The 24,447-nt window shown below is 39.1% G+C and carries 18 protein-coding genes and 1 pseudogene; 13 read left to right on the top strand and 6 right to left on the bottom strand.

The window, feature by feature from the left end:
* Window position 1: 1 nt before the first annotated feature.
* Window positions 2-634, bottom strand: a complete 633-nt coding sequence (gene maiA / locus ACPF64_RS03800) for a maleylacetoacetate isomerase (protein ID WP_202743227.1) — start codon at window positions 632-634, stop codon at window positions 2-4.
* Window positions 621-1,928, bottom strand: a complete 1,308-nt coding sequence (gene fahA / locus ACPF64_RS03795; protein ID WP_426455618.1) for a fumarylacetoacetase — start codon at window positions 1,926-1,928, stop codon at window positions 621-623. The genes maiA and fahA overlap by 14 nt, the downstream gene beginning before the upstream one ends.
* A 357-nt stretch (window positions 1,929-2,285) precedes the next feature.
* On the opposite strand from fahA, the gene ACPF64_RS03790 reads away from it, so the two are divergent.
* The 3 genes from ACPF64_RS03790 to zigA all read left to right on the top strand — a co-directional run bounded on the left by ACPF64_RS03790 (window position 2,286) and on the right by zigA (window position 5,927).
* Entirely contained in the window at window positions 2,286-3,674 is a 1,389-nt protein-coding gene (locus ACPF64_RS03790) for an amino acid permease (protein ID WP_004640132.1), read from the top strand.
* Window positions 3,675-3,832: 158 nt separating this feature from the next.
* Window positions 3,833-4,513 (top strand): D-Ala-D-Ala carboxypeptidase ZrlA, encoded by a 681-nt coding sequence (gene zrlA / locus ACPF64_RS03785; RefSeq protein ID WP_426455617.1) that lies wholly within the window; start codon window positions 3,833-3,835, stop codon window positions 4,511-4,513.
* 148 nt (window positions 4,514-4,661) lie between these two features.
* Entirely contained in the window at window positions 4,662-5,927 is a 1,266-nt protein-coding gene (gene zigA, locus ACPF64_RS03780) for a zinc metallochaperone GTPase ZigA (protein ID WP_426455616.1), read from the top strand.
* 33 nt (window positions 5,928-5,960) lie between these two features.
* Here zigA and ACPF64_RS03775 read toward each other — a convergent pair whose 3' ends face one another.
* Window positions 5,961-7,073 (bottom strand): acyltransferase family protein, encoded by a 1,113-nt coding sequence (locus tag ACPF64_RS03775; protein ID WP_426455615.1) that lies wholly within the window; start codon window positions 7,071-7,073, stop codon window positions 5,961-5,963.
* 353 nt (window positions 7,074-7,426) lie between these two features.
* Here ACPF64_RS03775 and hutC point away from each other — a divergent pair, with 353 nt between their 5' ends.
* The 9 genes from hutC to murI all read left to right on the top strand — a co-directional run bounded on the left by hutC (window position 7,427) and on the right by murI (window position 18,969).
* Window positions 7,427-8,179 (top strand): histidine utilization repressor, encoded by a 753-nt coding sequence (gene hutC, locus ACPF64_RS03770; RefSeq protein ID WP_426455614.1) that lies wholly within the window; start codon window positions 7,427-7,429, stop codon window positions 8,177-8,179.
* Entirely contained in the window at window positions 8,176-8,751 is a 576-nt protein-coding gene (locus tag ACPF64_RS03765) for a HutD/Ves family protein (RefSeq protein WP_426455613.1), read from the top strand. The genes hutC and ACPF64_RS03765 overlap by 4 nt, the downstream gene beginning before the upstream one ends.
* Before the next feature lie 250 nt (window positions 8,752-9,001).
* Window positions 9,002-10,681: a urocanate hydratase gene (gene hutU, locus ACPF64_RS03760; protein ID WP_004640122.1), complete on the top strand. Its 1,680-nt coding sequence runs from the start codon at window positions 9,002-9,004 to the stop codon at window positions 10,679-10,681.
* 88 nt (window positions 10,682-10,769) lie between these two features.
* A complete protein-coding gene (hutH, locus tag ACPF64_RS03755; RefSeq protein WP_003654215.1) occupies window positions 10,770-12,308 on the top strand; it encodes a histidine ammonia-lyase in 1,539 nt (512 codons plus the stop codon).
* A 64-nt stretch (window positions 12,309-12,372) separates the two neighbouring features.
* The gene (locus ACPF64_RS03750) at window positions 12,373-13,785 is read left to right on the top strand and encodes an amino acid permease (protein WP_132070679.1); all 1,413 of its coding nucleotides are present in this window, start codon (window positions 12,373-12,375) and stop codon (window positions 13,783-13,785) included.
* A gap of 51 nt (window positions 13,786-13,836) precedes the next feature.
* Window positions 13,837-15,042 (top strand): imidazolonepropionase, encoded by a 1,206-nt coding sequence (gene hutI / locus ACPF64_RS03745; RefSeq protein WP_426455612.1) that lies wholly within the window; start codon window positions 13,837-13,839, stop codon window positions 15,040-15,042.
* A gap of 11 nt (window positions 15,043-15,053) precedes the next feature.
* Window positions 15,054-15,974 carry a formimidoylglutamase gene (hutG, locus tag ACPF64_RS03740; RefSeq protein WP_426455611.1) on the top strand — a complete coding sequence of 307 codons (921 nt, stop codon included), beginning with the start codon at window positions 15,054-15,056 and terminating at the stop codon, window positions 15,972-15,974.
* Between the two features lie 252 nt (window positions 15,975-16,226).
* The gene (locus ACPF64_RS03735) at window positions 16,227-18,053 is read left to right on the top strand and encodes a DUF885 domain-containing protein (RefSeq protein ID WP_426455610.1); all 1,827 of its coding nucleotides are present in this window, start codon (window positions 16,227-16,229) and stop codon (window positions 18,051-18,053) included.
* Between the two features lie 115 nt (window positions 18,054-18,168).
* Window positions 18,169-18,969: a glutamate racemase gene (gene murI, locus ACPF64_RS03730; RefSeq protein WP_426455609.1), complete on the top strand. Its 801-nt coding sequence runs from the start codon at window positions 18,169-18,171 to the stop codon at window positions 18,967-18,969.
* Here the strand turns inward: murI and ACPF64_RS03725 are convergent.
* Both ACPF64_RS03725 and ACPF64_RS03720 read right to left on the bottom strand, forming a co-directional pair.
* A complete protein-coding gene (locus tag ACPF64_RS03725) occupies window positions 18,956-19,579 on the bottom strand; it encodes a LysE family translocator (protein ID WP_005300472.1) in 624 nt (207 codons plus the stop codon). The two genes, murI and ACPF64_RS03725, sit on opposite strands and share 14 nt — an antisense overlap.
* Window positions 19,580-19,765: 186 nt before the next feature.
* Window positions 19,766-20,986, bottom strand: coding sequence for a hypothetical protein (locus ACPF64_RS03720; protein ID WP_426455608.1), 1,221 nt, complete (start codon window positions 20,984-20,986; stop codon window positions 19,766-19,768).
* Window positions 20,987-22,067: 1,081 nt separating this feature from the next.
* Here ACPF64_RS03720 and ACPF64_RS03715 point away from each other — a divergent pair.
* Window positions 22,068-22,362 (top strand): annotated as a pseudogene (locus ACPF64_RS03715) (hypothetical protein).
* 239 nt (window positions 22,363-22,601) lie between these two features.
* Here ACPF64_RS03715 and glmS read toward each other — a convergent pair.
* Window positions 22,602-24,440, bottom strand: a complete 1,839-nt coding sequence (gene glmS / locus ACPF64_RS03710) for a glutamine--fructose-6-phosphate transaminase (isomerizing) (RefSeq protein ID WP_426455607.1) — start codon at window positions 24,438-24,440, stop codon at window positions 22,602-22,604.
* Window positions 24,441-24,447 lie beyond the last annotated feature (7 nt).

The raw sequence follows: 24,447 nt of genomic DNA, 5'->3' as shown, positions 1-24,447 counted from the left end.
ACTATTCCCAATCTGGTTGTTGTTCTGGCGCCGCGTTATAAAAGGCTGGGATAGACAAACAATGGTGATAAATCGATTCAATTTTTGGAAACGCAGATAAATCAATCTTGAAGCGTTTCGCGTTGTAAACCTGTGGAATCAGACAGCAATCGGCAATTGTTGCTTCGTGTCCAAAGCAAAATTGGCCATTCGAATTTTGTAATTGCTGTTCCAGATTTTGAAAACCTTCAAGAATCCAGTGTTGATACCAGTAATTTTTTTGCTCATCTGAAACATTTAACTCATTTTTTAAATATTTCAGAATCCGTAGGTTATTTAAGGGGTGCATATCACAGGCAATAGCTTGTGCAAAAGCACGAGCTTTAGCTCTCTCTTGCACATCTCTTGGGAGTAATTTGGTTTCTGGATATTGTTCATCCAGATATTCCAAAATACTTAACGATTGAGACAAGGTTAAATCGCCGTCAATTAAAGTCGGGACCAGAGCACTAGGGTTTAACTTTAAATAGTCTTCGCTTTGCTGTTCGTTTTTTACTAGATGTACCGGAACAGTTTCATAAGCTAAACCTTTAATGTTTAGACCAATCCGTACTCTGTAGGCTGCAGAGCTACGAAAGTAACTATACAGCTTCATAGTCAGGCTCCGAAGTTTCTGCAAAATCGAACGTTAATGCAGGAAGAACTGTATTTTTCACTTCACCAAAGCCGACACGGATTCCATTTTTCTCACAGTGGCCTTTCATGATGAGCGTATCGCCATCTTGTAAGAAACCACGAGTTTCACCGTTGGCAAGTGTCAGAGGTTTGGTTGTATTCCATGTAAGCTCAAGCAAACTACCATATGAATCTGGTGTAGAACCTGAAATGGTACCTGAACCCATTAGGTCACCAACCTGAACATTACAACCAGCAATGGTATGGTGGGTGAGCTGTTGAGACATAGACCAATACATATATTTAAAATTGGTTTTACAGATCACATCAGCTTGTGCCGATTTCGGGCTTTGAATTTCGACACTCAAATTAATGTCGTAACTATTAGCGACATTTTCTTGTAAATAGCCCATTGGCTTCGGGTCTTGTTTTGGGCCTTCAACTTTAAATGGTTCAAGTGCTTCAAGCGTCACCACCCAAGGTGAAATCGAACTGGCAAAAGTTTTAGCGTTAAAAGGGCCGAGTGGAACATATTCCCATTGCTGGATATCGCGTGCTGACCAGTCATTCAGCAATACCATTCCAAAAATATGATCCCAAGCATCTTCAATAGCGATAGGCTGACCGAGCTGCGTTGGTTTACCCACAATAAACGCTGTTTCAAGTTCAAAATCGAGTTTACGCGTTGCAGAAAAAACTGGGCGCTCTTCATTTGGAAGTTTAATTTGACCAGATGGGCGTACGACTTGAGTGCCACTGACTACTACAGAGCTAGCACGACCGTTATAACCGACAGGTAATTCAGTCCAGTTTGGCAGTAAAGCATTTTTTGGGTCGCGGAACATACAACCCACATTAGTCGCATGTTCTTTAGAAGAATAGAAATCGGTGTAACCAGGTACGTGAATTGGTAAATGTAAGGTAACGCTGTCTTGCTTAACCAGAACTTCCTGACGTAATGCTTCATTTTGTTGAAGCGTTAAATTATCAGCCGAGAGAAGAGACTGTAGTGTCTTACGCACTTTTGACCAGTTTGCTTTGCCAGACTCAATAAATTTATTTAGGGTCGGTTGATTAAAGTAGGTGTCTTGTTCTGAAAGTTTTAAAAGACCATGCTTTTCAAGAGCAGCGAGATCAATGACCCAATCACCAATAGCTACACCGACTTGGCGTTCGCTTTCGGCAGTTCTGCTAAAAATACCATAAGGCAAATTATGAATAGTGAAATCTGATTGAGGTGAAACTTCAATAAAAGAATTTAGGTTTTGTTCCATTTTCGCGTCCTTGTCTTTATCTCGGGTCTTATTCAAATAAAAGTTCGGTCTAGGACTGAGCTACTCGATAAGTTTTTAACCTTTGCTGAGAGCATCTTTTGTCTTATGAGTTTGATATAGACCGAGCACAACCAATTGCTTCATGTCTCTATAATACTGAATTCATCAAATTACGCAATACATAATTTAATTACACATTTCATAATAATTGTCATTTCTTGTATTTTCTGTTTTCATTCGCGGTCATGAGAAAAGTCACGCAATTATTTTTTCATGAATCTCTATGAAAGTTTGATTAATTTATGATATACGTAATTTATTGGAAAAAAATTACGTGACAAGGATGAGAATAATCATATGTCAGCACAAGAGCAAGGAAACCTGAAACACGGTTTGAGTAATCGGCACATCCAACTTATTGCATTGGGTGGGGCGATTGGCACAGGGCTTTTTCTTGGTATATCACAATCGATTAAATTAGCAGGTCCATCGGTCATCCTTGGCTATGCAATTGCAGGATTTATTGCTTTTTTAATGATGCGTCAGCTTGGTGAAATGGTGGTTGAAGAGCCAGTAAGTGGGTCTTTTAGTCATTTTGCCTACAAATACTGGGGACCATTTGCTGGGTTCATGTCTGGATGGAATTACTGGGTACTAAATGTCCTAGTCTGTATGGCAGAACTAAGCGCAATTGGTCTTTATATTCAATATTGGTGGCCACAAATTCCAACGTGGGCATCTGCTTTAACCTTCTTTGTCTTAATTAATGGCATTAATTTGCTGCATGTTAAGTTTTTTGGCGAAATGGAATTCTGGTTTTCTATTGTAAAAATCTTAGCAATTCTGGCAATGATTGGTTTTGGCTCATATTTACTAGCAACTGGTACAGCCGGTCCGCAAGCCAGTATCAGCAACCTTTGGGCACTCGGTGGCTTTTTCCCATTTGGTGTTGAAGGCTTAGTGATGGCAATGGCGGTTATTATTTTTGCTTTTGGTGGTATCGAACTTTTTGGTATTACTGCGGCTGAAGCACGTGATCCGGACAAAACCTTACCTAAAGCTGTGAATCAAATTATTTACCGTATTTTGATTTTCTATATTGCGACACTTTTGGTTTTATTCTCGCTATTCCCGTGGAACCAAATGGCTGAAGGCGGTAGCCCGTTTGTGATGGTCTTTGCTTCTTTAGATAGCCAAGGCATTGCAACGTTGCTGAACTTTGTGATTTTGACTGCTGCGGTTTCAGTTTATAACGGTACAAGTTATTGCAGTAGCCGTATGCTATTGGGTCTTGCACAACAAGGAAATGCACCAAAAGCATTTGCACATATTAATAAACGCGGTATTCCAACCAATGCAGTGATTCTTTCTGCTGCGGTGACTATTTTATGTGTGCTGTTAAATTACATTTTCCCTGAAAAAGCATTTGGTTTGCTCATGATGTTGGTTGTAGCAGCCATTGTGATTAACTGGGTTGTAATCTCATGGACACATTTAAAATTCCGTAAATACACGCAAAGCCAAGGTCAAACTACAAAGTTCCCAAGCTTTATGTATCCATTTAGCAACTATCTTTGCATCGTGTTTATGTTGGGCATTTTAGTTGTAATGTCTTTAACACCAGACATGCGTATTGCAGTCATGATGATTCCTGGGTGGATTCTATGTTTAATGGTGGCTTATCAATTTAAACGTCGTAAGCTGAAAGCAGAGCAACCTGTGCCTGCACTTGAAGCTGATTTGTAAGATTGATTCAACCATAAAAGGACGTATCTCATACGTCCTTTTTTTATTTTTAAAATTTAGCAACAGAAATTAAAGGACTTTATTATTGTTATAATATAACATTTCTTGAATTTAATGATGAGCATCTTTCCCTTTTTTGGTGAAGATAGAGCATATTTATGAAGCGTTATTTAGGTTTACTTTTATTATCTCTCACAGCGTGTAGTACTCAAACACCCAAGCCAACAATTCCTTTGCAACCGCAGTCCAAGTTGCCTCAACCTTCAAAGATAGTCGGCAAAATAAAGCCACAACCTGAGGATTATATTGCATGGTTAGCAACAGGGGAGCATCGAGAATCTGTACAGGCTTACAAGCAATTTCTGCAAAAAAATGGCCTTGCTACTTTAATTCCAGACCATGAATTATTACGTTCAGCCAGAGATTGGCAAAAATGTGGAGTTGAACCCTATGCAGTGCCTCCACGCGAGATTTGGTCCAATATCGTTCCGACACTCAGCATCTTAAAAGCATTGGTTAACGATGGGGTAATAAACGATTTTGAAGTGACATCGGTTTATCGAGCTTTATCTCTAAACCGCTGTGCTGGTGGTGCGGATGCTTCTCGACATGTCTTTAATGCAGCGCTGGATTTTCGAATTGGGCCAGAACAGCCTACCGATTTAGACCAGTTTAATATTCAACAAACTAAAACTAAACTTTGTCAGTTCTGGGAAACCAAGGGCCAAGCACTTAACATGGGTCTGGGTGTTTATGCTTCGGGACAAATCCATATTGATAGCCAAGGATTCCGTTCATGGGGGCCTGACCATCACTATAGAACCTCAATTTGTCAGTAACTATAAAAGCAATTTTTTCAAAGACTAAATGAATTGGCTTAAATAAAACTGGAATAAAAACTTGATCAATAGTTATGTTATAACATAACATTATTATGGTTTAGAAATAGATTACGTCTGTGATCTGGTCATATTTAAATGGCCAGCCATGATCAGTTTAAATATTATTCAAAGAGATCAAGCCATGCGCACTGCAATCGCCAACTCATTTGCCAAGCTTCCCGTCACTGTTTTATCTGGCTTTTTGGGTGCAGGAAAGACCACATTACTCAACCATATTTTAAATAATCGTGAAGGTCGCCGTATTGCCGTGATTGTGAATGATATGTCTGAGGTGAATATTGATGCGGCTTTAGTACGCGAAGGTGGGGCGGAGCTTTCAAGAACAGATGAAAAGCTGGTTGAAATGAGCAATGGCTGTATCTGTTGTACGTTACGAGAAGATTTACTGGTTGAAGTTAGACGTTTAGCCGATGAAGGCCGCTTTGACCAATTAGTGATTGAGTCAACAGGCATTTCAGAACCGTTGCCTGTTGCAGAAACCTTTACTTTTGAAGACGAAGATGGAAATTCTTTAAATGAATTTGCTCGACTCGACACCATGGTCACTGTAGTCGATGCTTTTAACTTCCTTAAAGATTACAGCTCTCTGGACTCACTACAGCAACGTGGAGAGTCGCTAGGTGAACTAGATGAACGAACTGTGGTCGATCTTCTTATTGATCAGATTGAATTTTGTGATGTGATTGTGCTGAATAAAATTGATTTGATTGACCAAGCTCAGCAAGAGCAGCTCACCGCAATTCTAAAGACATTAAACCCACGTGCCCGAATTGAAATTGCTCAATTTGGAAAAATTGCTTTAGATAAAATTTTAAATACACAGCTATTCGATTTTGATGAAGCAGCACAAGCACCGGGATGGTTAAAAGAATTGCGTGGTGAGCATACGCCAGAGACCGAAGAGTATGGAATCAGTAGCTTTGTTTACCGTGCGCGTCGACCTTTTCATCCACAGCGTTTTTATGATTTGGTACAGGCTGAATGGCCGGGAGTCGTACGTTCTAAAGGCTTTTTCTGGTTGGCTGCCGAACCGACATTGGCTTATTCATGGTCGCAAGCGGGCGCAATGGCACGGCACGGCTTAGCTGGTTATTGGTGGGCCGCTGTTGCAGAAGAAGACTGGCCAAGTGATTTAGACAGCATCGAACAAATTAAAAAGGTTTGGGATGCAAAAACAGGTGATGCAAGGCAAGAGCTAGTTCTCATTGGTATGCAAATGGATGAGCAAGCCTTAATAGAACGCTTAGACCGTTGTTTATTAAGTGATGAAGAAATGGCTTTAGGACCACAAGCTTGGCAGAACTGGTCGAATCCTTTTAAACAAGAAGATGAAACTATGTTAATTGCTTAATTAAATAAGCCCCTATTTTAAAGGGGCTTATTTTTATGATTTGTCTTTAATGAAAACCTTTCGAATGTAGCTGTTAAGCGGGGTGGAATAATATTTTTCAATCGCTGCGCTAATGATGAAAGTTAGAATCAGATAGCCAATTAAAAGCATAATTTTGATGCTAGAGTCAGTTTGAGCTGGAATAAAGGCAACTTTCATCAGACCCAGCACAACCAGATGAAACAAATAAGTTTCATAACTTCTCTGCCCCAACCAGACCATGATTTTTGTAAATAGACTATGCGCTTGCGTTCCCGCAGGATGTTGAAAACACAAAATGAGTAAGCCTGTGGCAAAAGCAAATAAGCTAATACCCCATGTACTGACTTCTTTAATGGGAGCATATAAATAAAGGGCTGTCATACTCAAAATAATGAACCAAGAAAGAGGTTTTTTATAAGTCCAATTTGGTCGATATGTATGAGAAAATATCGCAGTTAAGCAACCAATGGCTATGCCGTCAAAACTCGAAAAATAATGATATAAATAGGCACCGCTTTCTTCTCCAAAATGGAGCGATCTAAAATAAGGTCCGTATAAAATTACTCCAATAAGCACGGCAATAAATACCTTATTACTACGCGTGAACAGGCACAATAATGGAAACACAAAGTAAAAAACTTCTTCTACAGAGAGCGACCACAACACACCCAAAGCGTAGTTTACCCAACCGAATTTAATGATCAGGATATTCATCCAGAAGGTTAAAGCTGCAAATATGGTTAAGGGATATGAGACCTCAATGCCATTGGGAGCTTGGTTTATAAAGGGTTTTAAGTCAAATGACCCAAGTAAACTTACGCCTAAAATGAGTAAAACCAGACACGGTAAAATGCGGGCTGCTCGTCGGATATAAAAATGTTTGAGGTTAATTGCGGAGAATTGTTTGTCTCTTTTTAAAGTGTGATGGGTAATTAAAAAACCCGAAATCACAAAAAACATGGTCACGCCATAATTTCCGTTTCTTGCGATTAAGGTACTAAATGCTTCACCTAAAAAATTAAAACCTAACCATGTATCTTTAAGTTTATAGGGAATATTAAAATGGTGTAAAAGAACCAAAAGGATAGAGATTCCTCGAAGAATATCTATTTTATAATTACGCATTCGATGTGCTTCCAGTTTTATTAATATACTGTGTGGCAGAAGAATACTATCGATCAGTTATTTTAAATAAAATTTTTAAGCATCATTTCGTAAACCTAAAAGGATCATACTTTTTTCATCTTTGAATGGGGCAAAGGCATAGCAGAAATAATTATTAAATAAATATTGATAAAACCTTTATATATTTGAATTTATCTACATAAAACTTTAAATTAGCTCTTGTTGAGCTATGTTTATTTTTTAAACTTTTTAAAATCTATTTAATTCATAAATTAACATATTGTATGTGGTTGTATATACATAGCATGTCAACTAAAATATGATTTTGCCTGCTGCCTTTTTGAGTATTTGTTATGCCCAGAACATCAAAACAAGAACATGCTGAGCTTTCGATTGAAGCTGATAGTCCAGTTCCTTTATATCAACGCGTCAAACAACTGATTTCACAAAAGATTTATGAAGGATCTTGGGCTGTAAATAAAAAAATTCCTTCTGAAAGCGAGTTGGTCAATCAACTTGGTTGCAGTCGCATGACGGTAAACCGTGCGCTACGAGAGTTAACGACAGAAGGTCTGTTGGTACGTATACAGGGTGTTGGCTCTTTTGTTGCTGAAGGGCAAGGCCGAACTGCACTTTTTCAAATTAATAATATTGCCGAAGAGATTGTTGCACGAAACCATAAGCACCATGCTGAAGTTTTAATTTTAGAACAAATTTATGCAAATACAGAGCAAAGTGTATTAATGCAGACTCGTGAAGGGCAAAAGCTGTTTCATTCAATTATTGTGCATTATGAAAATGATGTGCCAGTTCAGGTCGAAGATCGTTTGGTTGATGCTGCACTCATTCCAGATTATCTACAACAAGATTTTAAAACCATTACTCCAAATGCATACTTAATGGCAAAAGCACCTGTGACAGAAGGTGAGCATATTGTTGAAGCCGTTTTAGCATCTCCGCAAGAGTGTAAGTGGCTAAAAATCACTAAAACTGAACCATGTTTACTCATTCGCCGTCGTACATGGTCCAATAAGCAACTCATTTCTAGTGCCCGTCTGACTTATCCCGGCAGTCGTTATTATCTCGAAGGCAAATTTACGCAATGATTGAAGTACTCAAGGCAGACCAATATACAAAAATGCTTTGGAAAAATGGGGCAGGCTATACTTTAGAAATTGCGCGAAGCCAAGGTGATCTTGATTTTGACTGGCGAATTTCGATGGCAGATGTGACAACTTCTGGACCATTTTCTATTTTTCCCAATAAGCAGCGAATTATTACTGTACTTGATGGGAAAGGTATTGAATTACATGTCGATGATCTGCCCGCTAAGTCTTTAAAGTTGGGTGATATTTTTGCTTTCCATGGCGAAAGTCAGGTGCATAGTGAACTGGTTGACGGTGTAATCCGAGACTTAAATTTAATTTATGATCCTGCAAAATTTCATGCCCGCTTTCAGAGAGTAGATGGTACAGAAGCACAGACTTTTTTAAGCTCGGCAGACCTGATTTTCATTTTTAATAGTGGTTCTGACACTGAAGTAGCGATTGAAGGAATAGCCTTTTTGCTTGCTGCTCACGAGACTCTAAAAATTGAGAAAACCACTGCGTTTACATCGGTTCATTTCCCCCAGAATTGGACAAAAAATTGTTATGTTATTGAGTTAATTCAACGTTAAAACTAAATAAGTTATTTTTTAAAAGCACATATCTAGTGAAAGGATATGTGCTTTTTTTATGCGGATTATAAAAATAAATTATTTTAATTCATGTGCTTATTAATTTTTTTCAAAAAAATAGGAGCAAGCCTCTTCACGCCGTAAAATATTTGTGTAGTATATGGATGTATATACAAGTTAATACATTACTATACAAATGCAGAAACAAGTGATGTTCTGCTGATGTAAGCTCAAAGGAAGGAGTCCGCCTGTGACAACAACAACGACAACAAAATTTCGTGATGTAGAAATTCGTGCGCCACGCGGCACTGAATTGACGGCTAAAAGTTGGTTAACTGAAGCTCCATTACGTATGTTGATGAATAACCTTGATCCGGACGTTGCAGAAAACCCGAAAGAGTTGGTTGTATACGGTGGTATTGGCCGTGCAGCACGAAACTGGGAATGTTTCGACAAAATTGTAGATACTTTAAAAAATCTTGAAACTGATGAAACTTTATTAGTTCAATCAGGCAAACCAGTCGGTGTATTTAAAACTCATAAAGATGCACCACGTGTTTTAATTGCAAACTCAAACCTTGTACCGCACTGGGCAAACTGGGAACACTTTAACGAGCTAGATGCAAAAGCACTCGCAATGTACGGTCAAATGACAGCAGGTTCATGGATCTATATTGGTAGCCAAGGCATTGTGCAGGGTACTTACGAAACTTTCGTTGAAGCAGGCCGCCAACACTACAATGGTGATTTAAATGGTCGTTGGGTGCTTACTGCTGGTTTAGGCGGTATGGGTGGTGCTCAACCTTTAGCTGCAACACTTGCAGGTGCGTGTTCTTTAAACATTGAATGCCAACAAGCAAGTATCGATTTCCGTTTACGTACGCGTTATGTAGATGAACAAGCAACTGATTTAGATGATGCCTTAGCGCGTATCGACCGTTACACGAAAGAAGGTAAGGTTATTTCAATTGCACTTCATGGCAATGCTGCAGAGATTTTACCTGAGCTTGTTCGCCGTGGTGTGCGTCCAGACATGGTAACAGACCAAACAAGTGCACACGATCCACTGAATGGTTACTTACCAGTAGGTTGGACTTGGGATGAATACCGTGAACGTGCAAAAACAGAACCCGAAGCTGTTGTAAAAGCTGCAAAACAGTCGATGGCGAAGCATGTACAAGCGATGCTCGATTTCCAAAAAATGGGTGTTCCAACATTTGACTATGGTAATAACATCCGTCAAATGGCGAAAGAAGAAGGCGTAGAAAACGCTTTTGATTTCCCTGGCTTCGTTCCTGCATATATCCGTCCATTGTTCTGCCGTGGTATTGGCCCATTCCGTTGGGCAGCGCTTTCTGGTGACCCAGAAGACATTTATAAAACAGATGCTAAAGTTAAAGAATTAATTCCTGATGATGAACATTTACATCACTGGTTAGACATGGCACGTGAACGCATTAGCTTCCAAGGTTTGCCAGCTCGTATTTGCTGGGTGGGTTTAGGCTTACGTGCAAAACTTGGTTTAGCTTTTAACGAAATGGTTCGTAGTGGTGAATTATCTGCACCAGTCGTAATTGGTCGTGACCACTTAGACTCAGGCTCAGTTGCGAGTCCAAACCGTGAAACTGAAGCAATGCAAGACGGATCAGATGCAGTATCAGACTGGCCTTTATTAAATGCATTGTTAAATACAGCAGGCGGCGCAACTTGGGTGTCTCTACACCATGGTGGCGGTGTAGGTATGGGCTTCTCTCAACACTCAGGCGTTGTGATTGTGTGTGATGGTACAGATGACGCTGCTGCACGTATTGCTCGCGTACTGACCAATGACCCTGCAACAGGTGTTATGCGTCATGCCGATGCAGGTTATGAAATTGCGATTAACTGTGCGAAAGAGCAAGGCTTAAACTTGCCAATGATCACTCAATAAAAACACATGGAAAGAACTAGCGGTGCTTTTTGCAATTGTGAAAAGCACCGTCTCAGCAGAATATAGTGCCAAAAATTAGGAAGCCAACATGGAATTATTGATCCAACCGGGAAAATTAACCTTAGCTGATTTACGTCAAGCTTACCTCAACCCGATTAAAGTTAAATTAGATGACAGTGCTTCAGCTGCAATCAACGCAAGCGTGGCTTGTGTAGAACAGATTGTAAATGAAGGGCGTACAGCTTACGGCATTAACACAGGTTTTGGTTTACTTGCTTCAACCAAGATTGCTCCTGAAGATTTAGAACAATTACAGCGTTCATTGGTTCTTTCGCATGCAGCAGGTGTAGGTGAGCCACTTGATGATGCAATGGTTCGTTTAATTATTCTATTGAAAGCAAATAGCTTGGCACGTGGTTTCTCAGGTATTCGCCGTAAAGTCATTGATGCATTGTTGGCTTTAATTAATGCAGAAGTTTATCCGCACATTCCTCTTAAAGGCTCAGTAGGTGCTTCGGGTGACTTAGCACCACTTGCACATATGTCATTGATTTTGTTGGGTGAAAGTAAGGCGCGTTATAAAGGTGAATGGATACCAGCAGTTGAAGCTTTAAAAATTGCAGGCTTAGAGCCAATTTCTTTAGCAGCTAAAGAAGGCTTGGCACTTCTAAACGGTACACAAGTTTCGACCGCTTATGCTTTACGTGGTTTGTTTGAAGCTGAAGATTTATTTGCTGCTGCAACTGTATGCGGTGGTTTAAGTGTCGAAGCAATGCTGGGTTCACGTTCACCGTTCGATGCACGTATTCATGAAGTACGTGGTCAACGTGGTCAAATTGATGTGGCTGCGGCTTATCGTGACCTCTTAACAGAATCAAGTGAAATTGCACATTCACACGAAGACTGTAGCAAAGTTCAAGATCCGTATTCTTTACGTTGTCAGCCACAGGTGATGGGTGCATGTCTAACTCAAATCCGTCAGGCTGCTGAAGTTTTAGCAATTGAAGCAAACGCAGTGTCTGATAACCCTCTTGTTTTTGCAGCAGAAGGTGATGTGATTTCAGGCGGTAACTTCCACGCAGAACCTGTTGCTATGGCGGCAGATAATCTGGCATTGGCAATTGCAGAAATTGGTTCACTTTCAGAACGTCGTATTTCGATGATGATGGACCGCCACATGTCACAGCTTCCACCGTTCTTGGTCGCAAATGGTGGCGTTAACTCAGGTTTCATGATTGCTCAAGTTACAGCAGCAGCGCTTGCGAGTGATAACAAAGCACTTGCACATCCTGCGAGTGTTGATAGTTTACCGACTTCAGCGAATCAGGAAGACCATGTTTCGATGGCGCCTAACGCAGGTAAACGACTTTGGCCAATGGCCGATAACGTGCGCGGCATTCTAGCTGTTGAATGGTTAGGCGCTTGTCAGGGTTTAGATTTCCGTGAAGGCCTAAAAAGCTCGCCTAAACTTGAACAAGCCCGTAAAATCTTGCGCGCTCAAGTGCCGTACTACAGCGAAGACCGTTTCTTTGCTCCTGATATTGAACAGGCAAGTGAATTACTTTCGAGTGGTTGTCTAAACGAGTTAATTATTCCAAACCTACTCCCTAGTCTATCTGAAGTGTGATTAATAAAACGGTCACATGGAGTGGCCGAATCTAACTAAATATCCTCAAGGATTGGAGATTATAATGTCACAAAACTCCACACTACAGCGGGGGTTGAACACCCGTCACATTCGTTTCTTGGCATTGGGCTCAGCAATTGGAACTGGGCTTTTCTATGGTTCGGCAACTGCCATTAAAATGGCTGGGCCTTCAGTATTACTAGCGTATATCGTTGCAGGGATTGCAATTTATATTGTTATGCGCGCACTGGGTGAAATGGCTGTCCATAACCCAGTATCCGGTTCATTTAGCCACTACGCATCACAGTACATTAGTCCACTGGCAGGTTTTACCACAGGTTGGACTTATGTATTTGAAATGGTGATTGTTGCACTTGCCGATGTCACTGCTTTTGGTATTTATATGGGATTCTGGTATCCCGATGTGCCGAGGTGGATCTGGATTTTATCGTTAATTATGTTTTTAGGCGCTATTAACTTAATTCACGTTAAAGTTTTTGGCGAGCTCGAATTCTGGTTATCCATTATCAAAGTTACTGCCATTGTTGCCATGATTCTAGGTGGTTTAGGGCTTATGTTCTATGGCTTCCAAGCTGATCATAGCAATTTCGTACCGGGTATTTCAAACCTATGGATTTATGACGGTTTTATGCCGCATGGTATTGCAGGTTTGGTGGCATGTTTATCTGTAGTGGTATTTGCCTTTGGTGGTATTGAGATTATTGGCATTACAGCGGGTGAGTCTCAAGATCCGAAAACGACTTTGCCAAAAGCAATTAATGCTGTTCCAGTTCGTATTTTACTTTTTTATGTACTCACGATTTTTGTTCTGATGTCGATTTTCCCATGGAACCAAATTGGTAGCCAAGGTAGTCCATTTGTCCAGATTTTTGAAAATTTAGGCATTAAATCAGCAGCAAATATTTTAAATATTGTCGTGATTACAGCGGCTGTTTCAGCAATTAACAGTGATGTATTCGGCGCAGGCCGTATGCTTTATGGTATGGCAAACCGTGGTCAAGCACCTCGAATCTTCCAAAAATTGTCACGTAATGGTGTGCCATGGATGACTGTTGTGGTGATGGCTGGTGTGCTATTGACGGGTGTGGTACTGAACTACCTGATTCCTGAAAATGTATTCATGATCATTGCATCAATTGCGACTTTTGCAACCGTCTGGGTTTGGCTCATGATTTTGCTTTCGCAAGTGGCAATGCGCCGTAAATTATCTACTGCTGAAATTAAAGCACTTGATTTCCCTGTATGGGGTTGGCCATATGCACCTGCATTCGCGATTGGTTTTATGGTGTTCATTTTAGTCATGATGGGTTATTTCCCTGATTCACGTCCTGCAATTTATGTAGGTATAACATGGCTTGTACTCTTAACTATTGCTTATCGCATATGGGTAAAACCAGAGCAAAATCTGGGAAAGGAAAGTAATCCTATCCAGCAAAATGTTGAGATAGAAAGCTAACAAATGAACTGCCCAATGGTTTAACTATTGGGCAGTTTTGAGGAAAGGCTCATGAAAAAACTTTGGCAAAATTGCCACATTGCGACCATGCAAAATGGGCAATATTCTTACATTGAAGATGCAGCAATTGTCACAGAAGGGCATCTCATTCAGTGGATTGGAAAACAACAACAACTTCCTACCGACACATATTCAGAAACAGTTGACTTAAAAGGCGCTTGGGTAACCCCAGGGTTTATTGACTGTCATACGCATAGTGTATTTGGTGGCAACCGTAGTGTTGAGTTTGAAAAACGCTTGCAAGGTGTGAGCTATGCTGAAATTGCAGCAAGCGGTGGCGGTATTGCCAGCACAGTGCGTGCAACCCGTGAAGCAAGTGAAGAACAATTATTAAATTCGGCGCTTAAGCGCATTCGTTGTATGCAACAAGACGGTGTAACAACCATCGAGATCAAATCTGGTTACGGACTCAATTACGAAAATGAGCGCAAAATGCTGCGTGTCATTCGTCAAATTGGTGAAGCTTTACCAATGACGGTAAAAAGTACTTGTTTGGCTGCTCATGCTTTACCGCCAGAGTACAAAGATCAAAGCGATGCTTATATCGACCATATCTGTACAGAAATGCTGCCTAAACTACATGCTGAAGGTTTAGTCGATGCAGTTGATGCCTTCTGTGAACATTTAGCATTTTCACCAGCTCAAGTTGAACGTGTTTTTAAAACAGCACAGTCTTTAAATTTACCCGTTAAGCTGCATGCCGAGCAGCTCTCATCATTAGGTGGTTCAAGCTTGGCAGCACGTTATCATGCTTTGTCAGCCGACCATTTAGAGTACATGACCGAAGATGATGTTAAAGCCATGGCAGAGTCGGGTACGGTTGCTGTGTTATTGCCGGGTGCTTTTTATTTGCTGCGTGAAACACAATATCCACCAGTTGAAAGCCTGATTAAGCATGGTGTGCGTATTGCACTGTCGAGTGATTTAAACCCGGGCACATCTCCAGCACTTTCTTTACGTTTAATGCTGAATATGGGCAGTACGTTATTCCGTTTAACACCTGAGCAAGCATTAGCGGGTGTCACCATTCATGCTGCACAAGCACTCGGTTTAGAGCAAACGCACGGTAGTTTAGAGCAAGGTAAAGTCGCTGACTTTGTGGCTTGGGATATTGAGCATCCATCTGAAATTGTTTACTGGCTTGGCGGAGATTTGCCTAAGCGAGTAATTCAGCATGGACAAGAAGTTATTTTTTAAACGGTATCACCATGAATCACACATTTAAATGGCAAGGCCGCCATGATGGCGAAGGTGACGCACACCAACGCATTCATCATATTATCAACAAAACTCAACATGCTGAATTTGCGCTGATTGGTTTTAGCTCTGATGAAGGCGTGAAACGTAATAAAGGTAGAGTCGGTGCGGCAGATGCTCCAGATGCAATCCGTAACCAGCTTGCCAATTTACCTATTCATCGACCAGTCAGTCTGGTCGATTTGGGTACAGTGACCTGCGAATATGAGAATTTAGAGCAAGCACAAGCTGAGTTAGCTGAACAAGTCGCAAACAGCTTGCAAATTGGTTTAAAACCGATTGTATTGGGCGGTGGACACGAAGTCGCATTTGGCAGCTTTAGCGGTTTATTCCAATATGTACAAGCACATGCGCCTGAACAAAAAATAGGAATTATTAACTTCGATGCCCATTTTGATTTGCGTGAAGCAGAGCATGCCACCTCTGGAACACCTTTTTTACAAGCAGCTCGACTTTCAGAACAACATCAAAAACAATTTAATTATTTATGTATTGGGGTCGCTAACCATGCCAATACTAAAGTTTTGTTTGATACAGCCGATGCTTTAAATTGCTCATATTTACGTGATCATGAGGTTAATATTTTTAACCTGAACAACGTACTTGCGGCGGTTGATGCTTTTATTGAAAAAGTAGACTGTTTGTACGTTACGATTGATTTAGATGTCTTCGCAGCTGCGGTTGCACCGGGAGTCAGTGCGCCTGCTGTAAAAGGAATTGATTTAGCCACTTTTGAAGCAATTTTTAAGCATATTCAAGAGACTGGAAAAATCAAGCTTTTAGATATTGCTGAGTGCAATCCAAAATTTGATTTAGACAATAGAACAGCAAAACTGGCTGCGTATATTGTTTATCAATATTTATTTTCTTGAGAAAGATTTTTTAATGTAGAAATTAAAAAGTGCACTGAGATCGCTCATGTGCACTTTTTTAAGTGTCTGAAACATTAAAGTCAGATACGGAATATAGATAGCAACTATAAATAATTTAATTAAAAAGAAAATTAATTTATAAAATCATTGAGTTAAAAAAATACTCGATTTTTACACCATTTTATATGCTGCTTGGCACGTAATTTGTTTTGTCTTTATTTTAACCTTTGTTAAATATTTCTGGATAATTAAATGAAAAACAGAACCTTACATTTTGCTTGTATCAGTGTTTTATTTTGGATGTCTCATTCTTCTGGTGCTGCAACCCCCGAAATAAATACAAATACCATCGAAAAATCACAATCTAAACAAAACAGTAATGTCTCTGTTCGGGTGAAAGCTTTAAACCAGCTTTTACAAGAACAGTGGGAATATACTTTGAAAAATAATCCTGAAACTGCAACTACTTTAGGAGATTTACGCTACAACAATCGATGGACTGAGCTTTCAAAAAATCAGATCGAGAAAGATAAAAAAAGTACACAAAATTTTTTAAAACGTTTTGAAGCAATTGATAGCACAGGGTTTTCAGCAACTGATCAATTAAATAAAGATTTAATGATTTATCAGTTGAAAGAGTCACTTAAAAATTATGATTTGAAATTGTATGAGATGCCTTTTAATCAAATGTGGGGGTTACATTTACAATTTCCGGGATTTATTAGTTCGATTCCATTCGATAATGCGAAGCAATATCAAGACTATATTGCTCGTTTAAAACAAATCCCTCTTATTCTTGATCAAGGTATTCAGTTAGCGAAACAAGGGCAAAAAGACGGCTTGATGCCACCGAAATATTTAATTGAAAAAGTGGCAAAGCAGATTAATAGCATTGCAGCTCCAGCAGGGGCGGACAGTGTGTTTGCTTCTCCATTAAAGCAATTTCCAAACAACATTTCGAAAGCAGAACAAGAACGTTTAAGCCGTGAAATGCTACAGGCCATAGATCAGCATGTTCGGCCTGCCTATCAAAAACTTGGCGCGTTTATTCAGAAAGATTACTTACCCTATGGACGACAACACGAGGGTATATGGAGCTTGCCAAACGGTGACGAGCTTTATCGCTATTATGTAGAAAATAATACGACCACGTTGGAAAGCCCTGAAAATATTCATCAGCTCGGATTAAAAGAAGTTGCTCGTATTGAAGCGGAAATGCTGAAAATTGCGAAAGCACAAGGTTTCAATGACTTAAAAAGTTTCCAACAATCCTTAAAAACAAATCCCGCTGTTTTCCCAAAATCTCGCGAAGAAATTTTAGAGATTTATCGGGGGTATATTGCCCAAATGCAACCAGAGTTGCCGAAGCTCTTTGGTTTATTACCTAAAAATAAAGTCGAAGTTTTACCTGTAGAGCAATATCGAGAAAAAGAAGCGGCAGGTGCGGAATATCACCAAGGCACGCCTGATGGTTCACGCCCCGGACAAGTATATGTAAATACAGGGGACTTCTCTGAACGTTCAAAAATATCAATGGAAGCGACCGCTTACCATGAGGCAATTCCGGGGCATCATATGCAGATTGATATTGCCCAAAACCTGCCAAATTTGCCGATGTTCCGAAAGCAACCCAACCATACCGCTTATATTGAAGGATGGGCACTTTATGCAGAGCAACTGGGTAAAGATGTTGGTTTCTATAAAGACCCACTTTCAGACTATGGAAGACTATCGAGCGAGTTGTTCCGTGCTTGTCGGTTAGTGGTTGACACTGGTGTACATTATAAAAAGTGGACTCGTCAGCAAATGATTGATTTTATGCGAGAACATTCTGCTTTAGATGAACTAGATATTCAGGCAGAGACTGATCGATATATTGCTATTCCTGCACAAGCATTGGCATACAAGATGGGCCAACTAAAAATTTTAGAGCTACGAGAGCTCGCGAAACATGAGCTTGGAGATCGTTTTGATATCAAAGCATTCCATGACATGATCTTAAATGCAGGAACATTGCCTTTAAATATACTGGATGCCCGTATTAAAAATTGGATTAAGGAACAAAAAGCGGCAGCTTAAAATAAAATTCGAAATTTAGGTCAGGTCCTCGTTGGGCCTGATGTAAAAACCGATAGAAAACAGAATATAATAATGAAAAATATAGTTTCTTTTAGAATTTAAAATTGGAAAAATAATGAACCAGAAGAATAACCCGATTGGAATGATTGATTCTGGTTTAGGTGGGCTGTCTCTATTTAAGTACATTCGGCAGGCACTTCCGAATGAAGACATTATCTACTTCGCCGACTCGAAATATGTCCCTTATGGAGACAAAGAGAGTGACTGGATTGTTTCAAGAACCACGCATCTAATTTCAAATCTAGTTGCACAGGGTAAATGTAAGGCGATCGTGATTGCTTGTAACACCATGACGGCTGTAGCGATTGAAACGATTAGAGCACAAATTAGTGTTCCACTGATTGCGATAGAACCCGCCGTAAAACCTGCTGTAGCAATCACACAAAGTAAGCATATTGCTGTCTTGGCAACTGCAACGACGGTTAAGGGCAAAAACTTAAAAAGTTTAATTGAAACGTATGCGCAAGATATTAAAGTGTCTTTAGTACCTTGTATTGGTTTAGCCGAAAAAATCGAAACGGGCAAAGCACATACCGCGGAAGTTAAGGATTATTTAGAAAATATTTTGGCGCCGTTGGTCGAGCAAAAAGTCGATACGATTATTTTAGGATGCACACACTATCCGTTTGTCTCAAATACGATTCAGGAAATTGTAGGTTGTGATATCCAAATTATTGAGCCTTCCGAAGCTGTAACAGCGCAATTAATTCGGCAGCTCAATCAATATAAGTTAAGTTCTGAAAGTCCAAATGAGGGGAATCATATTATTTGGACCAGTTCAGACCCGTTGGAAGTTGCGGACGTTACTTTTTCATTGTTAGGTAAACATTTACCCGTAGAAACTACTGGTTTTTAAAGCCAAGAAAAACGCCTAGTCCCATAAAAATGAGTCCACCCATAACTGACATAGATTTTTGGGGCTTCTTTGATTTAGTTAATTTTTGACTGATGTAATTGGCTAAAAACACACAAACAATATCAGCAGAAACAAAGATTAGATTCACAATCAGTCCCAGAATGATGAATTGAGACCAAACTGGAAAATCTAATGAGGTATTAATAAATTGAGGTAAAAATGCGATATAAAAAATAGCGGTTTTAGGGTTTAAAACTTCGACCAGAATGCTCTGCTTTAAAGATAATTGACCATTTTCAACATTTTGCTGAACAGTAGGGGACGAGGTAGATCTAATTAATTTAATGCCTAACCAAACTAAATACAAAGCACCTAAAATCTTAATAATATCATAGAGTTTTGGAATAATTTGAAAGATGGTCGTTAAGCCTAAAGAGGCTGCAATGATATGAAAACAACCTCCTAAGAAAATTCCAAATGCTGCCATCAAACCAGATTTTCTGCCGCGAGAAAGCGTCTGTGCAGCCGTATAAAGCATTGCCGGACCCGGAATATAAGCAAAAATAATTGTAGTAATTAAAAATGTAATGAAAAGCTCTAAAGAAATCATGTTTTACCTATCTTATTGTTACTATTTTTGAGTGAATTTTAAACAATTTAAAGTATATGAAATTTATAAGTATTTCAATTTTATAATCAGATTTACTTCTACAAAACCCAAAATCATCCAAAGAATGATTTTAAATTCTTTGGATGATTGAAAATAAGCTTATTTAGCTTTTGGAGTCACTGCTAATTAAGCACTTTTAAGTTCCCAGCGCTGTTTTGGGTCATTAGATCGTTGACTAATACCTACAGATGAACCCCAGAGATGTGTTAGTACAGCATCTGGTTGGCCTTCTACAAAGATATAACCATCTTCAAATGCCCATTTAGTTTGGTACTGGCGACCCGCGCCTTGCAAGAAAACATCGCCACTGTGCCAATTAACTGGTTTTAATTCTTTACCATTGGTACTGTTTAACGCTGTTTGCAGTTGTTCAAAAGACTCATTTGATTTTAAGCTTACCTTTAAAATCTTTTTGACCGTATCCATATTTTTTTCATTCGTATGTAAATCTAGCGTTTTTCTAAGCTCTAGAAGGACTTTTACGGCTTCTTTTTTAAGGTCTTGAGTATTTTCATATTCTTTATATGCTTTTACATGAAGTTCCATCATGCTCTCTTTCTTCATATTTTTTAGAAGAGCATCGATATTGTCATGGCGTAAATGCAATCGGAACTCTGACCTTGTAGTCCAATCTTTTTGATCCAAGACATCTAATTGCACAGCGGCAAGAATAATTTTATAGAGTTGTTCGTTATGCTGAGCGAAAGGATTTTCAGACAAACCTTTAAGTTCAGGAATATTTAAAAAGAGCCAAGGAGAGGAAGCATATTCATGGAACTTTTGCTCAATACGACGAATTGACTCATGAGCGAGTACGGCATTTAAATATTCGTTCAGCTTAGTCTCATCGAGTTTGCCAATGAGTTCGGATTTAATATTTTCTTCGCCGTTACTATGAATAAATGTCTCTAATAAACCAACAATATCAAGACAATCACTGGTTTTTAAGTGGGCGAGTGTTTCTTCATCTTGCTTTGGTAAAAGATTAAGGAAATTTTCTAAATCTTTATCTAATAATTTATATGCAATCGCATCTGTTTCAACACGAGCACCGAGAGCCCAACTAGAGCGAATATCAGTCACTTTGTTATAAAGCATATTCACTCTACGACCCCAGCCGTCTGCGTGACTGTCAAAATACCAAAGCTCTTCTTCTATGTTTTTAACCTTGTCATGTACCGTAAATTCACGGTCATTTGTATGAGAGTAAGGTAAGACACCCGTTTCACCACGTGCAGTTACAGCATCTTGTAAGCCATGGGTTTGGCCACCATACAGACTTGAAATACATGCACCTGTTTCTTTGTTAATGATTCTAAAGTTTCCTTCTGGGAATCCATTAGCCATGATAAGTCACTCCTTATAATTAGAAAGTTTTTGTAATAGTCGAAATTAATAGTTATCAAGTAAATTTCGAAGCGTGATTTATACCATAATTTCATATCTATAAATCCGAGTGTTTTTGTTGGTTTTTGTATATAATATATTGATTTAGATATATTTATTAGAATATCTTAATAAAAGCCAGAAACTATGCTTTAGAGCTTTATGAGCACAATAAAAAGCCCAATATACTTTTAAATCTGTACAACGTATTGATGTTACTTTTTCTTTGTTAGGTGCACATTTACCCGTAAAAGCTTAGAAAAATAAGCTCTCGAAAAGATGGTAAGAGGTGTTCGCTTATCATCTTATGGAGTAGGGGCTTTCTATAAGATGTTTTATGCATAGTGTTTTCGTCATCTTAGACATATTTATATAAACTGTTAAATTAGAATTAACGATTAATCTATTTTATTAACTAAATGTATATAACCTAAGTTTATATTTTAAATTTAATTAAAAGCCATAAATATAATAAAGAGAATAATATTATTTAAATATGAATAAAATTATTATATTTAAACTTTTTTATTAAAATAAATTGACGTTCTTTATTATACCAATTATGATTTCGTTGCTGGCCTACATTGCCAGTCGGTTTTAGCAGACCGTACCCTAGCGTGTCGGGTTATACTTTCTCAGTATTTCCCGTGTTGAACCTTTGTGCCCCCTTTTTCTCTATGGTAGGGCGGAAGGGGGACGCGTTCGCGCGTGCTGGTCGCTAGGTCAGTCTGCTAACCCTCTTTCGTTCTACCACCATAAATTAATTCGCGGTGATCTGGTGGTAGGACTCCATTTTTTAAGGAGTTGGCTATGCCACTATTCAAACTCATTTTCTCTCTTATTTAATTATTTTATTTATTTAAAATTTAGGTTTTTTGCGACCTGATTTTTTAAATCTATAAATTATTTTTATTTTAAAATTTTAATTATTTTAATTTCCTGTATTTGTGGGAGGGTTAATTATTATTTAAAAAAATATTTTAATATTTAGATGAATCATATTTTTATTTTATTTAAAGATATAAATAATCATGAGAATAATATGAAACTTCATAAATTTATATTAGTTTTAAACCTTATGGTCGGTGCTTACAGTATTACAAATGATGATGCCAATGCTCAGCAGGAATTTAAAAGAATTTGTTTGTCAGGTGAACACATGCAAGCCAGTTGCAATTGTGTTTGCCAACAGCTTGCACAGGTGTATTCACCTCAAACCGTACAACGTTTAAAACACACCAGTTTGCAAAGTCCTGATCTCCCACAGGACTTTGCCCCTAACTTGTTCGGCATCATTCGACGCTGCGACAAAACTGAAATGGGCTAAGTTCGCTTAGCTCCTTTATCTCTGTGTCGCAATGATCTCTCAAACTTTAAATCAGCGCAAAAGTAAAAAGTCCGTTGTGACACAGGGTCCTAGGGGACTTCTCTATTATTAAACTCGATTTTCTTTCACGGGAAAGGGGCTGTGAGGCGTTATGAACGCAATAAAAAAGCCCGATATGCACTTACACATATCGGGCTTAATCAATCAGTTATTAAAGCAGGTGATGCCTTAATAATGATCTCTTTTGAATTACTCTACAGTTACTGACTTCGCCAAGTTACGTGGCTGGTCAACATCTGTACCACGTAATACAGCAACGTGATAAGACAATAACTGTACTGGCACGCTATAAATAATTGGAGCTAACCATTCGTTTACCGCTGGAATTTGTACAACGTGCTGACGGTCTTTTTCATTGATTCCGCTATTTTCATCAGCGAAAACAAATAATTCACCACCACGTGCTTGAACTTCTTCCATATTTGATTTGAGCTTATCAAGCATTTCATCATTTGGCGCAAGAATCACGATTGGCATTTCATTATCAACGAGTGCTAACGGGCCGTGTTTTAACTCACCAGCTGCATAGCCTTCTGCATGAATATATGAAATTTCTTTAAGCTTTAATGCGCCTTCCAATGCGATTGGATAATTCGTACCACGGCCTAAGAATAAGCAGTGATTTTTTTCAACGAATAATTCAGACAAACGCAAAATTTCTGGGTCATTTTTGAGGGTATCAAGAATAACTTTCGGGCTGTGCCATAACTCACGTGTAATTTCTTCAAGAATAGCAGGGCTAATACGTTGTTTCACTTGTCCAATTTTAAGGATCAACAACATAAGCGCAGCGAGCTGAGTCGTGAACGCTTTAGTTGATGCAACACCAATTTCAGGACCAGCAAGCGTCAATAAGTGATGATCAGTTTCACGAACCATTGAAGACGTCGCAACGTTACAGATAGTCAAAGTCTGAATATCGATATTGTTGGCTTTCGCACGTTTTTGAGTTTCGCGTAGTGCCGCTAATGTATCGGCTGTTTCACCTGACTGTGAAATACAAATATAAAGTGTATTTTCAACAATTACAGGGGTGCGATAGCGGAATTCACTCGCGATTTCAACTTGGCAAGGCACACCAATCAGTTGTTCAAACCAATATTTCGCAATCATTCCTGAGTGGTAACTTGTACCACAAGCAATGATTTGTACGCTTTGAATTTTATTGAAATCTGCTTCAGAATTTTTCAAGAAATCATCACGTAAGTTATTGCCATCAAGTGCTTGAGAAATCGTTTGCTTGATTGCTTCTGGTTGCTCATAAATTTCTTTGAGCATGTAGTGCTTGTATTCACCTTTTGATGCGCTACTTACGGTTGCATCAAGCTCTCGCACTGGACGTTCAACGCGTTCGCCATTTGCAAATACTTCAATTGAAGTACGTGTAAGACGGGCAATATCGCCTTCTTCTAGGTACATAAAGCGGTTCGTCACCGGTAAAAGAGCAAGTTGGTCTGAACTGATAAAGTTTTCGCCAATACCCACGCCAATCACTAAAGGTGAACCTTCACGTACAGTAATCAGTTCATCTGGATAATCACTATGGATAATACCTAAAGCGTAAGCACCCTTAAGCTGTGGTACAACAGTTTCAACAGCTTCTAAAAGGCTATCTGTACTTTTTAGAGCTTCAGCAACTAAGTGTGCAACAACTTCAGTATCTGTTTGAGAAGTAAAAACATAACCTAAAGCTTGAAGGTCATCTTTTAGTTCTTGATAGTTTTCAATGATACCGTTATGTACAACAGCAACCTTACCGGACATATGCGGGTGAGCATTATTTTCAGTTGGTTTACCGTGTGTTGCCCAACGAGTATGCGCAATGCCGATAGCCCCTGTAAGTTGGTGTTCAGCAACTGCATCTGCAAGATTGATGACTTTACCTACACGGCGCTCACGTAAAATTTGTTGATTATTTAGTAAAGCAACACCCGCAGAATCATAACCACGGTATTCAAGACGTTTTAAACCTTCAATTAAAATCTCGGTTACACAACGCTCTGCAACGCCTCCGACGATACCACACATACTTCAA

The organism is Acinetobacter sp. KB005 (assembly GCF_049949095.1).
GTDB classification, from domain to species: domain Bacteria; phylum Pseudomonadota; class Gammaproteobacteria; order Pseudomonadales; family Moraxellaceae; genus Acinetobacter; species Acinetobacter calcoaceticus.
Note: the sequence above shows the minus strand (reverse complement) of the source record. Positions and strands in the feature narration are given on the sequence as shown.

What these genes read in the sequence shown, in the direction of transcription:
- maiA (WP_202743227.1), bottom strand. Translation starts at nt 634, where the DNA reads ATGAAGCTGTATAGTTACTTTCGTAGCTCTGCAGCCTACAGAGTACGG.
- fahA (WP_426455618.1), bottom strand. Translation starts at nt 1,928, where the DNA reads ATGGAACAAAACCTAAATTCTTTTATTGAAGTTTCACCTCAATCAGAT.
- ACPF64_RS03790 (WP_004640132.1), top strand. Translation starts at nt 2,286, where the DNA reads ATGTCAGCACAAGAGCAAGGAAACCTGAAACACGGTTTGAGTAATCGG.
- zrlA (WP_426455617.1), top strand. Translation starts at nt 3,833, where the DNA reads ATGAAGCGTTATTTAGGTTTACTTTTATTATCTCTCACAGCGTGTAGT.
- zigA (WP_426455616.1), top strand. Translation starts at nt 4,662, where the DNA reads ATGATCAGTTTAAATATTATTCAAAGAGATCAAGCCATGCGCACTGCA.
- ACPF64_RS03775 (WP_426455615.1), bottom strand. Translation starts at nt 7,073, where the DNA reads ATGCGTAATTATAAAATAGATATTCTTCGAGGAATCTCTATCCTTTTG.
- hutC (WP_426455614.1), top strand. Translation starts at nt 7,427, where the DNA reads ATGCCCAGAACATCAAAACAAGAACATGCTGAGCTTTCGATTGAAGCT.
- ACPF64_RS03765 (WP_426455613.1), top strand. Translation starts at nt 8,176, where the DNA reads ATGATTGAAGTACTCAAGGCAGACCAATATACAAAAATGCTTTGGAAA.
- hutH (WP_003654215.1), top strand. Translation starts at nt 10,770, where the DNA reads ATGGAATTATTGATCCAACCGGGAAAATTAACCTTAGCTGATTTACGT.
- ACPF64_RS03750 (WP_132070679.1), top strand. Translation starts at nt 12,373, where the DNA reads ATGTCACAAAACTCCACACTACAGCGGGGGTTGAACACCCGTCACATT.
- hutI (WP_426455612.1), top strand. Translation starts at nt 13,837, where the DNA reads ATGAAAAAACTTTGGCAAAATTGCCACATTGCGACCATGCAAAATGGG.
- hutG (WP_426455611.1), top strand. Translation starts at nt 15,054, where the DNA reads ATGAATCACACATTTAAATGGCAAGGCCGCCATGATGGCGAAGGTGAC.
- ACPF64_RS03735 (WP_426455610.1), top strand. Translation starts at nt 16,227, where the DNA reads ATGAAAAACAGAACCTTACATTTTGCTTGTATCAGTGTTTTATTTTGG.
- murI (WP_426455609.1), top strand. Translation starts at nt 18,169, where the DNA reads ATGAACCAGAAGAATAACCCGATTGGAATGATTGATTCTGGTTTAGGT.
- ACPF64_RS03725 (WP_005300472.1), bottom strand. Translation starts at nt 19,579, where the DNA reads ATGATTTCTTTAGAGCTTTTCATTACATTTTTAATTACTACAATTATT.
- ACPF64_RS03720 (WP_426455608.1), bottom strand. Translation starts at nt 20,986, where the DNA reads ATGGCTAATGGATTCCCAGAAGGAAACTTTAGAATCATTAACAAAGAA.
- glmS (WP_426455607.1), bottom strand. Translation starts at nt 24,440, where the DNA reads ATGTGTGGTATCGTCGGAGGCGTTGCAGAGCGTTGTGTAACCGAGATT.